General features: G+C 44.7%; 14 protein-coding genes. All 14 read right to left on the reverse strand.

What is annotated here, in order from left to right; translation table 11 throughout:
- Positions 1-30 precede the first annotated feature (30 nt).
- Entirely contained in the window at positions 31-585 is a 555-nt protein-coding gene (rfbC, locus tag DESACI_RS24045; RefSeq protein ID WP_014829121.1) for a dTDP-4-dehydrorhamnose 3,5-epimerase, read from the reverse strand.
- 12 nt (positions 586-597) lie between these two features.
- Positions 598-1,461, reverse strand: a complete 864-nt coding sequence (gene rfbD / locus DESACI_RS24050; protein ID WP_014829122.1) for a dTDP-4-dehydrorhamnose reductase — start codon at positions 1,459-1,461, stop codon at positions 598-600.
- 52 nt (positions 1,462-1,513) lie between these two features.
- Positions 1,514-2,542 carry a dTDP-glucose 4,6-dehydratase gene (gene rfbB, locus DESACI_RS20410; RefSeq protein ID WP_014829123.1) on the reverse strand — a complete coding sequence of 343 codons (1,029 nt, stop codon included), beginning with the start codon at positions 2,540-2,542 and terminating at the stop codon, positions 1,514-1,516.
- 13 nt (positions 2,543-2,555) lie between these two features.
- A complete protein-coding gene (gene rfbA / locus DESACI_RS20415) occupies positions 2,556-3,455 on the reverse strand; it encodes a glucose-1-phosphate thymidylyltransferase RfbA (RefSeq protein ID WP_014829124.1) in 900 nt (299 codons plus the stop codon).
- Between the two features lie 69 nt (positions 3,456-3,524).
- Positions 3,525-4,916, reverse strand: coding sequence for a sugar transferase (locus DESACI_RS20420; RefSeq protein WP_014829125.1), 1,392 nt, complete (start codon positions 4,914-4,916; stop codon positions 3,525-3,527).
- A gap of 291 nt (positions 4,917-5,207) precedes the next feature.
- Positions 5,208-5,531, reverse strand: a complete 324-nt coding sequence (locus DESACI_RS24945; RefSeq protein ID WP_014829126.1) for a sugar transferase — start codon at positions 5,529-5,531, stop codon at positions 5,208-5,210.
- Positions 5,532-5,829: 298 nt separating this feature from the next.
- Entirely contained in the window at positions 5,830-6,627 is a 798-nt protein-coding gene (locus tag DESACI_RS20430; protein ID WP_014829127.1) for a tyrosine-protein phosphatase, read from the reverse strand.
- 80 nt (positions 6,628-6,707) lie between these two features.
- Entirely contained in the window at positions 6,708-7,427 is a 720-nt protein-coding gene (locus DESACI_RS20435) for a CpsD/CapB family tyrosine-protein kinase (protein ID WP_014829128.1), read from the reverse strand.
- Between the two features lie 15 nt (positions 7,428-7,442).
- Complete coding sequence (locus tag DESACI_RS20440) at positions 7,443-8,141, reverse strand: YveK family protein (RefSeq protein ID WP_014829129.1); 699 nt, start codon at positions 8,139-8,141, stop codon at positions 7,443-7,445.
- 230 nt (positions 8,142-8,371) lie between these two features.
- Positions 8,372-9,925: a cell wall-binding repeat-containing protein gene (locus DESACI_RS20445; RefSeq protein WP_014829130.1), complete on the reverse strand. Its 1,554-nt coding sequence runs from the start codon at positions 9,923-9,925 to the stop codon at positions 8,372-8,374.
- A 237-nt stretch (positions 9,926-10,162) separates the two neighbouring features.
- On the reverse strand, positions 10,163-13,090 hold the full coding sequence (locus DESACI_RS23900; RefSeq protein ID WP_014829131.1) for a cell wall-binding repeat-containing protein: 2,928 nt from the start codon (positions 13,088-13,090) through the stop codon (positions 10,163-10,165).
- A gap of 843 nt (positions 13,091-13,933) precedes the next feature.
- Positions 13,934-15,220 (reverse strand): Rne/Rng family ribonuclease, encoded by a 1,287-nt coding sequence (locus DESACI_RS20455; RefSeq protein ID WP_014829132.1) that lies wholly within the window; start codon positions 15,218-15,220, stop codon positions 13,934-13,936.
- A gap of 903 nt (positions 15,221-16,123) precedes the next feature.
- The gene (locus DESACI_RS20460; protein WP_014829133.1) at positions 16,124-16,834 is read right to left on the reverse strand and encodes a TIGR03936 family radical SAM-associated protein; all 711 of its coding nucleotides are present in this window, start codon (positions 16,832-16,834) and stop codon (positions 16,124-16,126) included.
- Positions 16,831-18,687, reverse strand: a complete 1,857-nt coding sequence (locus DESACI_RS20465; RefSeq protein WP_014829134.1) for a TIGR03960 family B12-binding radical SAM protein — start codon at positions 18,685-18,687, stop codon at positions 16,831-16,833. Before DESACI_RS20465 ends, DESACI_RS20460 begins: the two co-directional genes overlap by 4 nt.
- Positions 18,688-18,710 lie beyond the last annotated feature (23 nt).

Here is an 18,710-nt window from a genome sequence, read left to right on the forward strand (position 1 = left end):
TTAAAACGAAAAATACAGTTCTAGTTAATGTCAGAACTTTATCATATCCGTTAATCCCAGCCACTTTTGATCCTTTTCACTCATTATGAGTTCTATGCCCTCGAGGATCGGCCACTTAATTCCAATTTCAGGATCATTCCAAGCTAAACCGCACTCATCACCCGGATGATAAAAATCAGTAACCTTATAACAGAATTCTGCTTCATCGGATAGAACCAAAAAACCATGCGCAAACCCCTCACTGATATAGAACTGCTTCTTGTTTTCCGCTGTCAACTCCACACCGTACCATATACCATACGTTGCCGAATTGTGTCTCAGATCGACAGCAACATCAAAAACAGAACCTCGAATTACACGAACCAACTTGCCCTGAGGAAAATGTTTCTGGTAATGTAGACCACGCAGAACTCCTTTTACAGACATTGACTGGTTATCCTGAACAAATACCATGTCTAATCCTGCTTCATGCATATCCTTCTGATTATATGTTTCCATAAAGTACCCTCTACTGTCTCCATGAACAGCAGGCTCTATTATATATAGTCCCTCAATCGGACATGTGCTTACTTTTATCTGTCCCATAATAACGCTCCATTACAACTTTATTTCTTTTAGATAACGGCTCAACGCATCCTGCCATGAAGGCAATCTATCGAACCCATTATCAGTTAACTTCTTCTTACTCATCCGGCTGTTAGAAGGTCTTTTTGCCTTTGCTGGATAAGTGCTACTATCTACTGGATCAATCGAAATATTCTTGTAGATAGGGTCTATTTCTGCTGCCTGTCTAAAAATTTTACAGGCAAACTCATACCAAGAACAAAAGCCTTCATTCGTGGCATGATAACGACCATATTTTTCAGTCTCAACCATATCAATCAGAAGACGAGCAAGATCGAATGTATAAGTAGGAGAACCAATCTGATCATCTACAATATTAAGATGAGTGTTCGTCTTACCTAGATTTAACATTGTTTTAACAAAGTTCTTGCCATTAACACCAAATACCCATGCAATACGAACGATGAAGTATTTTGATAAATTACTTTCTACTACGACCTCGCCTTCATACTTCGTTTGTCCATATACATTAAGTGGATTTCGTTCATCATCTGGAAGCCATGGTCTAGTGCCCTGCCCGTTAAAAACATAGTCTGTAGATAAATATAACATCTTAATATCGAGTTTTTTGCAGATCTTTACAATGTTTTCTGTCCCAGTCGCATTAGCAAGTCTGCATTTTTCTATATTATCCTCTGCCGCATCTACCTCTGTCCATGCAGCACAATGGATTACTGCATTAGGGTTGGCCTCCTCAATTATTTTTTCCACGGATTCCGAATCCGTGATATCCATCTCCTGAATATCAACACCAATTGCCGTGTAGCCTCGATTTTTTATTTCATTAACGACATCAAAACCGAGTTGTCCCTTTGCACCGGTAACAAGTATTTTCATTGATCTTCTCCTCTATTGAATAGACTTAACAATAAGTAGCTTTCTTTACTTCTTAACTAACTATTTTGTTACCATACGTATTCCCAAGGTACTTAGTATACTCCCCGGAGAGAATTTCTTCCCACCACTTCTTATTATCTAAATACCACTGAATAGTCTTTCTGATACCATCCTCAAATTTTGTTTCGGGAAACCAACCGAGCTCATTATAGATTTTGGTGGGATCGATAGCATAACGCATATCATGACCTGGACGGTCAGTAACAAATGTTATTAGACTTTCAGGCTTGTCTAACTCACGAAGAATAGTTTTTACTACCTCGAGATTAGTTCTTTCATTATGCCCACCAATATTATAGACTTCGCCCAAGCGGCCTTTCCTCATTACCTGATCTATTGCTGAGCAATGATCCCTCACATAGAGCCAGTCTCTTACATTCTCGCCTTTACCATAAACAGGTAAAGATTGATCAGCTAAAGCTCGGCTAATCATAAGAGGTATCAACTTCTCCGGAAAATGGTATGGCCCATAATTGTTTGAACATCGTGTAATCGATACAGGCAGTTTATATGTTCTATAGTAGGCAAGTACCAATAAATCTGCACCAGCTTTACTAGAGCTATAAGGGCTACTTGTATAAAGTGGGGTATCCTCAGTAAAGAATAGATCAGGACGATCTAATGGAAGGTCGCCGTATACTTCGTCCGTAGAAACTTGATGGAAACGAGTAATACCATATTTCCTGCATGCATCCATTAGAACTCCAGTACCGATCACGTTAGTCTCAAGGAAAATACCTGGATTTTCTATACTTCTATCCACATGACTCTCGGCCGCAAAATTGACTACAATGTCCGGACGTTCTTCTTCAAATATCTTAAAAATAGCTTTTCGATCAGAAATATCCGCCTTAACAAACTTAAAATTGGGATTATTCATAGCCTCTTCAAGTGTTGAAAGGTTTCCGGCGTATGTTAGACTATCGAGACAAATGATTTGGTCCTCTGGGTTCTCTTGTAATTCAAAGTAAACGAAATTGGAGCCAATAAAACCTGCTCCCCCGGTTACAATAATTTTCACAGTCTCTTCTCCCTTATATTGCGTGTATCTTGTCTAGGTATTTTCCACCCAGTACATCCATTAAATAAGCCCCATACCCGTTTTTCTTAAGTGGGTCAATTGACTTAATTAACTGTTCTCTATCAATCCAACCGTTTAAATAGCCAATTTCCTCAAGACAACCGATTTTTCGATGCTGATGTGTCTCCACAGTCTTCACGAAATTCGTAGCTTCTACAAGACTCTCGTGAGTACCCGTATCTAGCCAAGTAAAGCCTTGGCCAAGCAATTCAACATTCAGTTCCCCGTTTTGAAGATAAATGCGATTGAGATCTGTTATTTCAAGTTCACCTCTAGCCGAGGGCGATAAACTTTTTGCATATTCAACTACACGATTATCATAAAAATACAATCCAGTTACACAATAGTTTGATTTGGGGTTTAAAGGCTTCTCTTCTATTGAAATGGCTTTCCCATTCTTATCAAACTCAACAATACCAAAACGTTCGGGGTCATCTACATAATACCCAAACACTGTAGCAATCTTATCGTGAGCGTAAGTCACAGCATTTTTTAGCCGCTCTTTAAGACCATGACCAGCAAAGATATTATCCCCTAGAACCATTGCTACATTGTCATCACCAATAAATTTCTCACCTATAATAAAAGCCTGTGCCAGGCCGTCAGGACTGAGTTGAACTGCATAAGATAGTCTTATACCAAACTGATCGCCGTCGCCCATAAGTGCTCTAAATCTAGGAGTATCGGCAGGAGTGCTTATAATCAAAATATCCCTTATACCTGCATCCATTAATACACTTAACGGATAGTAAATCATTGGCTTGTCGTAGATTGGCAACAACTGCTTAGAAGTAACCATTGTTAATGGATAAAGTCTGGTACCGGAGCCTCCGGCTAGCACTATACCTTTCATATCTAAGATTCCCCTTAACATCATTTCATAAGTATTGATTCATTAGGTTTAGATATCAAGTCTATGTTTTCAACTCGCACCCTTCCTCATCAACACCACTGGCACAGTCTTTGCCAAAATCTTCACATCCATCCACAGCGACCACCGCTCAACGTAATCAGCATCCATTGCCATCCACTCTTCAAAGTCCACTTCATTACGACCACTAATTTGCCAAATACACGTAATCCCTGGTTTTACCGCCAACCGTTTCCGATGCTTAAGATCATACATATTTACCTCACTCGGTAGTGGAGGCCGCGGCCCCACAAGACTCATGTCACCAATCAATACATTCCACAACTGCGGTAACTCATCCAAACTCGTTTTCCTTAAAAACCTTCCAACCGACGTAACCCTTGGATCATTCGTAATTTTAAACACCGGCCCGCTCATCTCATTAAGATGAGCTAACTTCTCCCTTAACTCTTCTGCATTAACAACCATCGATCTAAACTTGTACATTTTAAACGTTCGCCCATTGACACCCACACGATCTTGAGCAAATATCACTGGCCCTTCAGCCGTCAGCTTAATAGCAATCGCAATGGCCAAGAGAATTGGACTAATAACTATAAGACCAGCGCCTGTAAGAACAATATCGAATATCCTCTTGGCTAATTCATGCCAGGGACGCCTGGCTCCTCCGTCGTACGCAACCATCGCCAATCCATCAAAATCAACAGGCCTGCTTCGCGTTACCTTTGCAATCAAATCATCGAGAAGAATCGTTACTGTTTTACCCATTTCATTGAGCAAATCCACACAAATTTTAACTCTTTCATCGGATAAGGGGGCTGTGATTACCGTAAGATCGACGATTTTCATACTAATCACAGTTTGAAGATTCGAGTAATCTCCTAAGTAAGGGATTTCTAAGCTGTTCCTTTCCGGTGCCAAATAACCAATGACTTTATATCCCAACTGAGGGTTAGAATTGACCTTCTCCAGATAAGTGTGAGCTGCTGCGCCGCTACCTAGAATTAGAACATAACGAGTATTGCGACCGATAGTGCGCCATGCTTGTAGGAACAAACGGACCACCAAGTGAAAACCTAACGTCAAACACAAAGCCACTATCTCAAAGTAAAATACAAATCGGTTATGGATCATCGTTGGATCATATAACGTCACCGAAGCAATGGTTATAACGAAGGTTAAAAGATGTGCTTTAATCAATTGCTTAACCTCAAATAGCGTTGTCATAAACCGCCTAGACTGATATATACGATATATGTTAGCACCAATAATCCAGCAAAAGATATAGACGAGAAATATGAGAAAGTACTGTTCCCAGACTCTTCCGACTAAGGCATGTTTATAGTGATATATTTCCACACTAAAATAGAAACCTAATCCCAGAATAACTAAATCGACGAACTGGGAAATATCATCTAAAATCGCCTCGTGTTCTCTTAACACAATCTTTCCTCCCCAAGGTAACCTGTCTCTATACATACTTGGTAAAAGCCTATCCGACTTGACAACTCCGCCTACATCTCTTACTGCTTATTTCACTGATTACGGTCTAACGTAACCAAGGTGATGCAATAGGAGCAGTCATCATTCAAGGCTTAGAAACAAGGGCAACTATGTTCTTCGGCCTTTTAGATCACCATTTTCTATCACATGAAATATTTCAAAGCTCTGATTGACAGACTCTAATTTCTCCCAAGCCCGCTCTATAGCGGATTACAGAACTTCAGACATCTCCTACCCCTTACTTAAATTCCCAATTCCCATACCATCCACAGTTCTCAAATCCCCCCTAAACAAGTTGAACAATTGAGGCAATTTATCAATCCTCGTTTTGCAAAAAAATCTTCCTACTGTTGTTACTTTGGGATCATTGGTAATTTTAAAAACCGGTCCGCTCATCTCATTTAAATGAGCTAAGCGCTCCAAAACTCGCTGAACCATGGATTCTCGTTCACCGCTTATGCTCTCAAGAACTTTAAGAAACTGTTTTGACCGAGCATCATTGGACAGAGGCCACAGGCGTTTGCCTGATCCCACTGAAAGTAAGATTAATCTCATAAATTAATCTCCTTTTCCAACCAATAGTATGCCAACGATGTAATTTATGCTCATAGCTAGGACCGTAGACCAACCTTATAGGTCTACGGTCCTAGGACAAATGTACTTCTATTTACCTATTGATATTCTTCACCTTCCTTGAATTTCCTTCAATTAAATTTAAACATTATTCCCCAAATTGTTACATTTAAGATGCATTTATATATAAAAAAGATAAAACGAAAGAAATTATTTCATAAATTGAATTAACCTCTTTCGTTTTATCTTAATATCTAATTTAAAAACTACTATTTCGACATTATCTTCTTATTATTTCCCAAATACTTCTTACTTTCTTCTTTCTATTTGCATCTTTCAACACATAATCCCCGTTATTACGGACAATTTCGCCTTTAAGAATGCTCTTTGGATTCTTAACAGTAACTTCTTGAAATCTTTCTTCGCCCATACTTTTCCATACCTTTTGGAGTACTTCCCTATTTGAGGATTCATTTCGTGAAACGCGATGGGCATCAGAGCCGACAAGATGAATTAAGCCACTGCTCAGCATCCGTTCCGCCAGCTGCCTAGGCTGCGGACCATATCGCCCTCTTAAGCTTCCAAGATCAATTTGAAAGAGGATTCCTCGCTTTGCCCACTCAATCAGTTGTTCAGGTTTGGATAATAATCCCAGATATCTCTCCGGATGTGCAAGTACTGGGATTAGGCCCTTGACCTGTAATTCGAAGAAGACTTGATCCGTATACCGGGGTATTTCCATCATTGGCAGTTCGACAAGAATATACATACCGGTGTTGCCCAAGGTCAGCAATCTGCCCTCTCGTACCCATTTGGCCATATCCGGAAAGATGTAATTCTCTGCTCCCGGGACGATTTCTACTGAAACACCTGCCTCAGCCACTGCTCGATTCACTTGCTCTGTTGCAGCAAGGATTTCTCCGGGTTTTAGATAATCCGTTCCTTCCAAGACATGCGGTGTAGCAACAATGGTCTTAAAGCCGGTTCTTTCTAACTGGCGCACCATAAGCAGTGTTTCTTCCATGCTTTTAGACCCGTCATCGAAGCCGGGCAGAATGTGGCTGTGAATATCAATCATTTTAAACTCTCCCAAAATCAAAACCGACTCTTTCAATGACTTTCAGGAAAGTGGAAAGAATCGGTTTCTGGTGTTGTAATTTAATGTGCTCTTTGCCGTTTATGCTTTCTCTTGCTTTCATTAGGATCTTCAGACCCATGATAATAGTAGTAATAATAATATTCGCTGGTTTTTAAATCTGCTTTATTAAGAACTGCTCCTAAAATCTTTGCTCCAACTTTATCTAATTGTTCCTTCGCACGCTGAGCATAATCCTTGTTTACTTCACCGGAAGCCAAAATTAGGATGACTCCATCGACTTCCTGTGCCAAAATGGAGGCATCTGTTACCGCCACCACAGGCGGAGTATCGATAAGGACCATATCAAATTGTTCACTGGCTTCTTCAATGAGTCGTTTCATTCGTTTTGAACCGACCAGTTCCGCCGGATTCGGGGGGATTGGCCCTCCGGTGATGACTCTTAAGCCCGAAACACTCGTTTCCCTGGCATAATTAATATAGTCTTGATCCTGAACTAAGGCCACGGATAAACCTTCAACATTCGGCAGTCCAAAAAGCTTATGCTGTGTCGGATTACGCAGGTCCGCATCCACTACCAGAACAGTTTTTCCTGTTTGAGCGATGCTGACAGCCAGATTAGCAACCGTCGAAGATTTCCCTTCCTGCGGGCCTGCACTTGTCACCATAATCTTCTTAGTCTGGGAATCCACGCTTGTGAACTGAACATTCGTGCGCAGTGTGCGAAAGGCTTCTGAGACCGGTGATTTCGATTGCTCTAATGTAATTAATGAATGCTTCAATGAAATCTTCCTCTCTTATGCCTGTTTTCCGATCTCATAGTTCGGTATGACTCCTAAAACCGGTATTCCCAAAAGAGTTTCCACGTCATTTGAAGTTTTTATTGTGTTATCCAAATACTCCAACAGAAAAGCAAGGCCCACAGCTGCCATCAAGCCCACTACAAAACCAATTAAGATATTGAGCTTTTTATTGGGTTTAACAGGGGCATCCGGGGTCTCAGCTTTATCAACAATACTGACGCTGTCTACCTTTTTTATCTCAATTACTGCTTTAGAAAATTCCTTAGCCATGGTATTGGCTATGGAGGCGGCCAATTTAGGATCGTTATTGCTTACTTTTATTTCTAAAATCTCCGTTGTCTTCACTTGGTCAACCGTGATGAGCTTATCAAGTGCCTCTACGGTCAGCGGCAGGTCTAAATCTTTAATAACTTGTTCCTCCACGGTTCTGCTTTGAGCAATAGTGGCATAGGTCTTGGCCAATTGCTGATTGGCCAGCAGGACATTATTGTCCAGCATTTGGGCTGCCGCTTGCCCTTCTTCAGTGGCTTTCTTGCCGACGATCAAGGTCGTAGACGCCTCATAAGAAGGCTTGAGAATAAAAAAGCTTATGACTCCGCTTGTGATTGCTGCAATGAGAGGTATTGCCACTATGATTAACCATCGTTTGCCCAGCACTTCTAAGTACTGCCGTAAATCAATTTCCTCTTCCATTGTCAACCTCCCATATCTGTCTTTGTAAACTTGTCCAAAATTTAGTATTCGCGATCAGTCTTAATATTCCTTCAGATTACTTTTCTAATATTCCGGTATATTGCCATATCAACCTAATGAGTCCAAACATACAATTCGTTACTTTATGAAAGTTATATTTAACTAAAATGCATGGCAATTCCAAAGCCGCAGTATGCCTACAGCTTTGGAGCAAATAGCCATTGCTGGGATCATTTAAATTTCAAGGTTACCGTCAAGGTCCCGGCAGAAACTCCATCTTTCAAAAGCTGTCCGGTCAGGGTTTTCGTTGTATAAACTGCTCTGAATTCCCCTAAATTAACTTCTGTCTGAATTTGTCCGCCTGTAATTAAATCCCCAACCGTAACATCCTTCTGTACATTAGCTGTCAAAGGGATATTCTGAGTTTTATCCAGTAACTTAAACTGAAGAGTGCAATCCTGATCTGCGGTTAAGCTAAAACCAAGCACTTTTACAGAATCATCCAACCCGGAAAGATCAATCGTCGTCCCATTTTTAAACGGTCCCAAGAAATTGGCCGGATTGGTGTTGACTCGAAGATTGCCTACCGTGACCTTGCTCGGATTAGTAGGAGATGTAGGTGTCGATGGTGCTGAAGGAACTGACGGAACCGATGCAGCCACGCCTCCAACGCCTCCGGTCGATACAGGCGTCTGGGCGGGAGCGTTCCCCGAAGAAGGTGATGATGACTTCCCCCCTCCACTGACAGTAGATAAAGACGCCAATACTCCGTCGGGAACAACGAACGTTCCGCCAAGTGCTACAATATTTTGCAAGTGATTCTGTATCAGGAATTCCTGCATAGGGGCCGGCCATTCTTTTTGACTTAAAAGGATCGGAGAATCGCTGAGAGAAGCCAGTGACACTCCAGCCAAGGCATCGACAAAAGTATCTCCGTTTGCTATATAAACCTTATCAAAATGTAGGTCACCGGCAAATCCCTTCAGCACTTCCAGGTTCGTATCAAATTTCGTTTCTCCGGAAAAGCGATGAACCGTTCCCGGAAGCCCCCCCATAATTGAATTTCCTACAACAGCCGTTCCGCCGATGACATAGGAATCTGTAACGCCTTGGAGATTGCTCATAACATCCTTGATTGACGGAGGCAGAGTATCGCGTGTCGTTGCTAAAATAGGAATTCCCTGAGCAGCGGCGATGGAGGAAACGGACAAGGCATCTGCCGGAGCCATCCAGCCGGCGGCAACGATCACCTTCGTAACCTTAGCCCCCTGAGCTATCATTTCCTTAGCAATGTTGGCAGAGGTTTCATATTGATCATTTCCCCCAAGTAAAACAGGAGTGATCCCCAGCTCTTTGATTTCTTCAATCACCGAGGGTTTAATTACTGCTGTCCCACTGGTAATGTATATCTTCTTCGGTTTAAGGCGCTGCAGTTCAATTTTGGTAAATGAGTTCAACGTTTGCCCGTTATCCGTTAACAGAATGGGAGCTTTTAATTGAGCCGCCAAAGGACCCGCCGAGAGTGCATCAACAAGGGCCTTGCTTATTCCCGAAGAGAGAACAATGTTATCCGCCGTTCCTGTCCAGCCTTTCTCAGCGATGAGCGCAGCTGTCTGGTATTGATCAACTCCGCCAATCCTGGACACATTACTAGTTACTGTCTTCGTAGTGGACGGGGTACTCGTCGTGTCAGCTTTTGCGGTTACCGGCGTTAGAAGTGCGGATAAGACAACAATCCCTGCCATACAACCCCGTATCAACTTCCGTTTTATCCTTTGAGGCATTTAATTTGGACCTCCTCTTATCATTTTAAGTCATGAATGCTTTGCTTGAAAAAAACGAACTCTCTGCGGTTAAATCATGCAAGAGAGGGTTATTTAGTTAATAGCCCGGATCGAAATAATCAATTTGGAGTTTTCAAACTTAGAAGAACCCGCTGCTTTTCTAGCGGGTTCTTCCCCAGGAAAAACTCTTTGTTCAAGCCAATCCTAAGAACTTAACTTCTCCATCCTACTGGTATATTAGGACTTAACAACGGTATACGTCGTAGTGGTTTGGTTGGCATTAGATAAGGACAGTGTCACTGTATTGGGACTTGTCATTACTAATTCCAGCAGAGCTCCGTAATCAATTGTGTTGCTGAGATTCGTGGATAAAGCCACTTGGTAGATAACGGCACAATCCAGGTAAACAAGGTCTTTATTGGCTGATGGTAAACTGTCCACAGAGGTGAACAGAGCTGTAAAGTTTATGGCTGTGTATACAGCCCCTTTATTTGGGGAGGTACGCAAGACACTAAACAGTTGTTGAAAATCAAGATTGCTGAAGAACGCATTCATTTGATTTGAGCTGCTCAGCGTCGCGACAGCGGTTGCCGAGGTTGAGGAAGACAACAATTGGGCGGCGGTTACACCTGTGGGAGTCGGCAAGGCATTTAAGGCATTATCAATAATTGAACTGATACTTGTCTGGGTATTCACATCAGCCGCTGCATATATTCCCGGTAGATTTAGAGCCTGATAAAATGAATTTGCTGCGCTTGTATTTTTCCCTTGACTCATAATATCAGCCAGCGCATTATACACTTTTTGTTTATCCGTTGTTGATAAGCCTTGAGCTGCAGTCAGAAGCGCCTGGAAATTTACTGCACTAAAAATTTGAGAGCTGGTGATTTGTGAGGCTTTTAAGGCCTTAAGAGTATCAATCAGGTTCAGATCGGAAGCATTGCTCACTGAAAGGATATCGTTGCCTGCGGATTTCGATAGGTTCCAGGACCCAAGATTATATTGGGTACCATTTCTCGTCACTGTAATTTTCATCGTTGAATTTTGATCCACGGATATAATTGGTTCTTTAAAAGCTCCTGAGGCGATCGTTATCTGAGTTCCGCTGACAGTGGCAGCAGATCCTCCGGTGACACCACTGATAATAGACGTTACTTTTGGTGCCGGCGTCGTCACGGTTTGACCTCCCGGAACACTCTGCCCGCCTACTGAGGCACTGCCGGCCGAATTCGAAACAGTCGTTGAAACGGGAGATTGTTCGATGGTCGTTCCGCTGGCATTAACCGTCACGTTCTGGATAGCCCCCGAACCGGTGACACCGGTAGCAGCATTCAGAGTCATGGTATCTACCGATGCTGCTGAATCCATGCTGATAGCGGTGCTTGGTGCAGAGCTATCGACTGTAATCGTATTTACTGAACCACCATGTATCGTGACTTGAGCCGTCGCTTGGATGTCAAGTTGTCCGATACTTCCCGAACTCATCGAGACGGAAGGACTGCTGACCCCTTGGGAAACGGTCAGGGAGGTAACTGTTCCTCCTGTCACATTCACCGAGCTTCCGGCCGCACTTTGACCCAAAGAAAGGTTTGACACGGTTCCACTGGGAACAGTGACTGAAACGCCTGGGGCTTCTATCGTGACATCTGTGAAATCTCCTTCAAGATCAATGCCTTTATCAGTCCCGGAAAGGGTCATCACTGTCACCTTGCCAAACGTAGTACTTGATCCGGTGTCATTTTCCAATGTTGCCCCGGACTGTACCTGAGAACTTGCGATGCTCGTACTTCCCGCAGCAACGATCCGAACATGACCGTCTTGTCTGATAACAATCAATGTTCCAGATAATGTCGAATTTGAGATATGAATACTATGTTCTCCTCCGCCGTAGACTGTTGTTTGTCCTGCGATGGTGACATTATCCAAGTAGACGTCTCCATCTCCGACAGCCGCAGAGATTTCCAAATTTCCGCTAATGTACATATGCTGAAGATGGATTCCCTGTGCAGTGATCTGAACGTTACCCGTCACGGTTTGTGTACCGGTAGTCGGTCCGATGGTCGAATTGGCTGTACCATAGACTGTTGTGGAGGTGCCACCGCCATTACTACCGCCACCGCCGCCACCACCTACAGCACCGCCTCCGCCTCCACCTGCGCCACCGCCGCCGGCGGGAGCAGTATACACTATGCTTGAGCGGACACCTTCAGGTACCACAGCAGTCCCGCCCAAGGCGCTGACGACGCTGTTGGCATTAAGTTTAGTTTTTACATATTGGGTACCCTCATTGGCTTCGCCGTTAGTGAGCACAATGCCGGCCTTGTATTTTGCTGCCAGAGGTGCTCCTGCCAATGCGTCAATGGCCGTTTCACCGTTCGCAATAAAGACGTGGTCATATTTTAATACGCTGTCAAATGCTTTTAAAACAGCAAGGTTTGTATCGTAAGCACTCGTCCCATAATAACGAGCAGCCTTCGGCAGCTGATCTTTCACCTCATCACTGATTACGCCGGTTCCGCCAATCACATCGGTGGATTTAACACTCGTGTTGTTCGCCAAAAACTCCTGAACGCTTGCTGGAATGGAATCTTTCTCTGTCAAGAGAATGGGTTCAGTTTGCGCAGCGGCGATAGAGGCTATGGAAAGAGCATCTTGATTCTTCCATCCAAAGGCCACCGCAGCTTTTTCAACCTTAGCACCGAGCTCTACCATTTTATTGGCAATATTTACTGAGGTTGCGAAGCGGTCAACTCCTCCCAGAGGAACAACCGTTATGCCCATCCCCGTTAATTCATCAAGAACACCCTGACTGATAACTCCTGTTCCGCTGGTGACATAAACCTGCGTAACTTTGAGTTTTGTTAACTCTGCTTTTGTGTCGGGATTTAAGGCATCTCCCGCATCTGTCAAAAGGATCGGCGCTTTAAGGTAAGCAGCAAGGGGACCGGCGGTCAAGGCATCAACCATGCCATAGGATGTTGAAGAAGCTAGGATCGCAGTACCGGACCATCCGGTCTGTTCAGCAATCTGTACCGCAGTTTGTGCCGCAGTGTCTCCGGCAATACGTGTCGGGAACGTGTTCGCCGCCAGGACATTTAAAGGAACAAAGGTTAGTGCCATAGTTGCAATAGCAAACGTTGCTACAGCCTTTCTGATTCTTGTCATTTGTTGGGATTCTCCTCTCAACCCTCTTCTTAACTTTTTCATTTATGCGAGGTGACTTTTTCCATTCACACTCCGGACGCAGCTAACCGTCCCTCACCTCCTTAAAATAAATCTATCCTTTCCGGTAATAGGGTAAAAGTATAATACCGAAGATGTGAAATTTTTCACCCATTGTCCATCCAGATATACATGAAATTATTCTTTATATATTTAAGAAAATCCTGCTAAGTCTTGCCAAACTTTTTATTTAAAGTCAATAAAATTGACCTACTGCAGAAATAATTGCACTTATAATAATGTATTTGCTTTACATTCTTTAAATTACGATTAATATTTAAAAATACACTTATTTTACGCTATATTTAAATAAATATATTTTTATTCTGACAAATTTCCATTTAATTGACTCAAAATATTGTCAAATCCTTTTAATTTCCTTAAATTTCTTGCGAACACAATAATATATTCTTTGTTTTTGTTGTAATCGACTCTTGTCATGTTATTGCTACAAAATACAACATTTTAATTGGGTTAGTATAGAAAACTTAACAGGTATCTAGGCTCTGACACCTGCCGCTGGTTATACGATTTTCATCCTATCTTAAGACTCATACTTCTATAAATGGAATGGTCCCCGTTCTCCGCAACGGTGGGGGTAGAACCTCCCACCGTGCCCTAATGTTCAGCTTTAGCTGAACGAGTTCACTCATCTGTGATGCCGCTTCGCTGTGTGTGGTGCTGATAGTACAAAAAAAAGCGTGCCATCGCACACTCCTACATCGTTGATTCACAAGTCTAAGTTATATATTTCTTATGTTAATACAAAAAGAGGCCGAAGCCTCTTCATACCCTCCCGCTTCCCTCACAAGTGGGACAGGGTGACGTATAGCGAACGGCCAAGGTCTGGCCGACTTTCTTCCGTGTCATTTCCACTAAACCTAGCTGAGTAAGTCCCAGAATCTGAGACTTTGTTTTATCCCGCGCACAGGCCTCTTCCAAAGCATCGATCACTCGCTCCTGATCTTCCTTCGCTGCCATATCAATAAAGTCAATGATGATAATTCCTCCGAGATTTCTCAAGCGCAGCTGCCGGGCTATTTCCCGAGCCGCTTCCAAATTAGTATGGGCCACCGTTTCTTCCAGAGAACGTTGTCCCACATATTTCCCAGTATTCACATCAATGACAACAAGAGCCTCCGTTTGCTGGATCACCAGATAGCCGCCGCTTTTCAGCCAGACCTTTGAGCGTAAGGCTTTCCGTATTTCATCGTCTATACCATATTGAGTAAACAGACTTTCCCCCGGTACGACTAAGATTCGTTTCGCCGCCGGATGTTCAATTTCACGTAAGGCTTGACGCAGAGTCTCAGCGGTTTCCTCCTGATCAACGGTAATTCTCTCCACATCCTGATCAATCCAATCCCGGACTAGGCGTGAAATCAAATCAACATCCTTATGTACTAATCCGGGAACAGAGACATGGGGAATCTTACGCTCTAAAGCTTGCCAAGTTTTAACCAACTGATCAATATCTTCGGCAATTTCCTCACCGTCAATCCCCTCCGCTAATGTACGAATAATCACACCCATCCCGTCAGGTTTAGCTTTCTCGGCCAACCCTTTCAATCTCTCCCGTTCCTGGCCATCGCTGATCTTCCGGGACACACCGATATAACTTACCTGAGGAAGAAGGACCACATATCTCCCAGGCAGCGTAAGATTGACACTAATCCGCGCCCCCTTCGTGCCCACAGGTTCCTTACTGATCTGAACCAAAAGTTCCTGCCGAGGCTTTAAGAGGTTCTCAATCCGTTCTTGAATAACCGAAGTACTCTTTTCCTCTTCCTCATAACGGGAAGGAGAAGGAATCACATCCCCCACATAAAGAAAGGCATTCTTCTCTAAACCAATATCCACAAAAGCCGCCTGCATCCCGGGCAAAACATTCTCCACCCGCCCGCGATAAATATTCCCCACCAAATGAGAAGAACCATCCTCATCCTCAAAGACATCCATCAATTCACCACATTCAAACACAGCCGCCCGAATCCTTTGAGATTTCCCTTTAGCATTCGGCTCACTTTGCAGAACCAGTTCCTTCTTACAAGTCCCCGAGTTTTCAAGTTTCATATCGGATTTACACCTCCTAAGAGAACTTGCGTTACCACGCAACCTTGCATGCTCTCGCAGATCAAACTAGGACCCAAGAGCTTGAAAATTAGCGGGCGGGGTTCCCGGCATATCGGACATCCGACGGCTAGGACGGCCTAGTGTCCCCGGAGCCACGGATGGCGGGAGGGGACCCTGTCCGAATGCCGGCAGTGTACGTCCAGTACACTGCCCCGCTTATGAAAGCGCTCTTGAGTCAAGTTTGATAGCTGCTTGATCAAAGAAGGTCGCTTTTGTAAGCGCGAAGTTCTAAGCTAATTCTGCCCCGGTATTCCTAATAAGAAGTCTTAAGAAATACTTGCAAGAATACCCGAGCACCACCCGAGCTTCAGAGCGAGGGGCGCGATCACCGGCGTGAAACCTTTGCGGGAGCCGCTGCCAAACTCGGCTTTAAATTCTCATTCATCCAGCAGGGCGGGAAACTGGACGTTTCCCGCCGGCCAAGCGTCAAGGATGACGCTTTGGCCGGGAACCCTGCCCTCTTCCATTAAGAATTTAAAGCCCTAGTTTGGCGGGGCGAGCGCACGGTTGAACAAGGTGACGTGCCACTCCGCTCCCGAACATTCCCAACTGGAATCCAAGCAAGAATACCCGAGCGCCACCCGAGCTTCAGAGCGAGGGGCGCGATCACCGGCGTGAAACCTTTGCGGGAGCCGCTGCCAAACTCGGCTTTAACCCCTCTTGCATCCAGCAGGGCGGGAAACTGGACGTTTCCCGCCGGCCTTGCGACAGGGATGTCGCATAGGCCGGGAACCCTGCCCTCTTCCGTAAAGGGGTTAAAGCCCTAGTTTGGCCCGGCTACTGCACGGTTGAACAAGGTGACGCGCCCCTCGCTCCCGAGCAGGACCCAATACTAGCTCGCCCCTACTCCGCAAGCAGCTCGAACGGCGAACTCTTCGTCCCCTTATAAGAAATATGCACACCCGTCCGCTTAACCCTTAACCCATCCAAATCCAACGGCAAGTTCTCCAACTCCCTCAAACTGCCGAGAACCTCCTCCGGCCGGACGCTCCCTGCATTCCCGATCTCAACCTCCAACTCGAAGACAAGCTCATCCCCATGAACTTCCCCTTTAAGACTCTTAACCCAGGGACGAATGTCCTTATCTGTCGGTCCTTTCTTCGAATAGCGGGAAAAGGTCACATGTCCCCGTGCTAACCAAGCCTTAATCGCTTCCTGCAAACGCTCCTCCTGAACCGGCAGAGCCATAGGAACCCGCATCTTATAGCTCGCAGCATTCAGAACGGCCATTAACGGTTTAGCTCCTATGGTTAGAAACTGGCCCTGCAATAAACGGATTCCGGGAGGCAATTGTTCCTGAATTCGACCTAAGACCTCGGTCAATTCAAGATCCCGGTCCAACTCAATATCCACATATTCTCGTTCCCCTTCGGTTCCCACTGCCAGAGCAAAACCAAAAGAGATTTTCGGCCGGGGGTTAAATCCTTCCGTATAGGACATTTTAATCCCTGCCCGCCGAATAGCGCGTTCAAACACCCGAGTCAAATCCAGATGGGCAATAAACTTAGCATCTTCCTTTTTGGTATAGGCGATTCTCAGCCGCATGGCACTCACCCTTTCAAATCAATCTGAACCCCTCTGCCCGGGCAAATCCCGCACCCGGTACAGACATCATACCGACAATCAATGGTCCTGGCTTCATCTAAGGCCCGGTGATGTTCTTCTACCAAGAATTGTTTCGTCACTCCGCTTTCTAAATGCTCCCAAGGCAGGATATCATCGTAATCCATAACCCTGTTGGCATAAAAATGAGGATCGATGTCTAATTCTTTAAAGCCTTGCATCCAAGTTTCCTGATCAAAATGTTCAGACCAACCGTCAAAACGACAACCATGTTTAAAGGCCCATTCCAATAGAGGAGCCAAGCGCCGGTCTCCCTTGGCAAATACCGCCTCCATATAGCTGGTCTGCATGTCGTGATAATTATATTTTATCCGCCGATCCTTAAGTTTATCTTTAAGATACTTCTGCTTCAGCTCGACGGAAAGATGTGCTTCCTGAGGTTCCCACTGAAACGGAGTGTGGGCCTTGGGAACAAAAATACTTGTAGAAACCGTCACGTTAACATTGCGGCGGCCCAACTGGGTTCCCAAATTGGCGACCTTTTTCGCCAAATCCGCAATCCCGTCAATATCTTCCTGAGTTTCCGTAGGCAGTCCCATCATGAAATACAGCTTAATATTGGACCAACCCTTTTGAAAGGCAGCTCCTACAGCGGCCAAAAGGTTTTCCTCCGTAACTCCTTTGTTAATGACATTTCTCAAGCGCTGAGACCCGGCTTCCGGGGCGAAAGTCAACCCGGATTTGCGGGCTTTCTGAATCGACTCAGCGAGATCGACATCAAAAGAGTCCACACGCAGGGAGGGCAGGGAAACCCCCACTCCTTCGGGACTATGCTTTTCCATAATCGCCTGAATCGTCGGTTGGATACAGGAATAATCGCCGCTGGAAAGAGAAGTCAGGGCAATTTCATCATAGCCTGTGGAACGAACCAATTCTTCCGTTTGTTTAAGCAGGGTATCTGTTGATCTCTCCCGCACCGGGCGGTAAATCATGCCCGCTTGACAAAAACGGCAGCCCCGGGAACAACCGCGCATCACTTCCAACATCATCCGGTCATGAACGATTTCCATATACGGGACAATGGGCTTCGTCGGGAAAAAGGCCTGATCGAAATCAACCACAATCGCTTTCTCCACCACAGCCGGGACACCGGGCTCCGCCTTGATCTCGTCAATCCGACCGTCCTGCTTGTAAGATACATGGTAGAAATCCGGAACGTACACTCCTTGAACTTGGGCCACTCGCAGCAGAAACTCCCGGCGAGGCAAGGGGTGCTTCTTCTGTTCATTCATCAAGCGCAGGACTTCCGGCAGCTGTTCTTCACTTTCCCCCAGCAAGAAGAAATCAATAAACCCGACCAGGGGTTCAGGATTGAAGGCACAGGGACCTCCGGCAATAATCCACGGATCGTTCTCTCCCCGTTCCTCACAGCGGAGCGGAATCCCCGCTAAATCGAGCATATTAAGAATATTGGTGAAACTCATTTCGTATTGCAGTGTAAAGCCAACCACATCAAAGGTCTTCAGCGGCTGAAAAGATTCAAGGGTATATAAGGGAAGATTTCTTTGCCGCAGCATTTCCTCCATATCCACCCAGGGAGCAAAAACCCTTTCGCAGAGGAACTCCGGAATGGAGTTTACTAAATGGTAAAGAATCTTGGTTCCTAGATGAGACATTCCTACTTCATAGACATCGGGAAAAGCAAAGGCCATGTGCACTTCGGTTTGATCCCAGTCCTTTTTTATAGCGTTCCACTCCGACCCCAGGTAACGGCTCGGCTTCAAAACTTTAGGCAAAAACATTTCCACCTGCCGGCGCAATTCCGCAGCAGTAAGTTCACTCATGATTTCCGCAAGGCCTCCTTGTA

The organism is Desulfosporosinus acidiphilus SJ4, from assembly GCF_000255115.2.
Taxonomy (GTDB): Bacteria; Bacillota; Desulfitobacteriia; order Desulfitobacteriales; family Desulfitobacteriaceae; genus Desulfosporosinus; species Desulfosporosinus acidiphilus.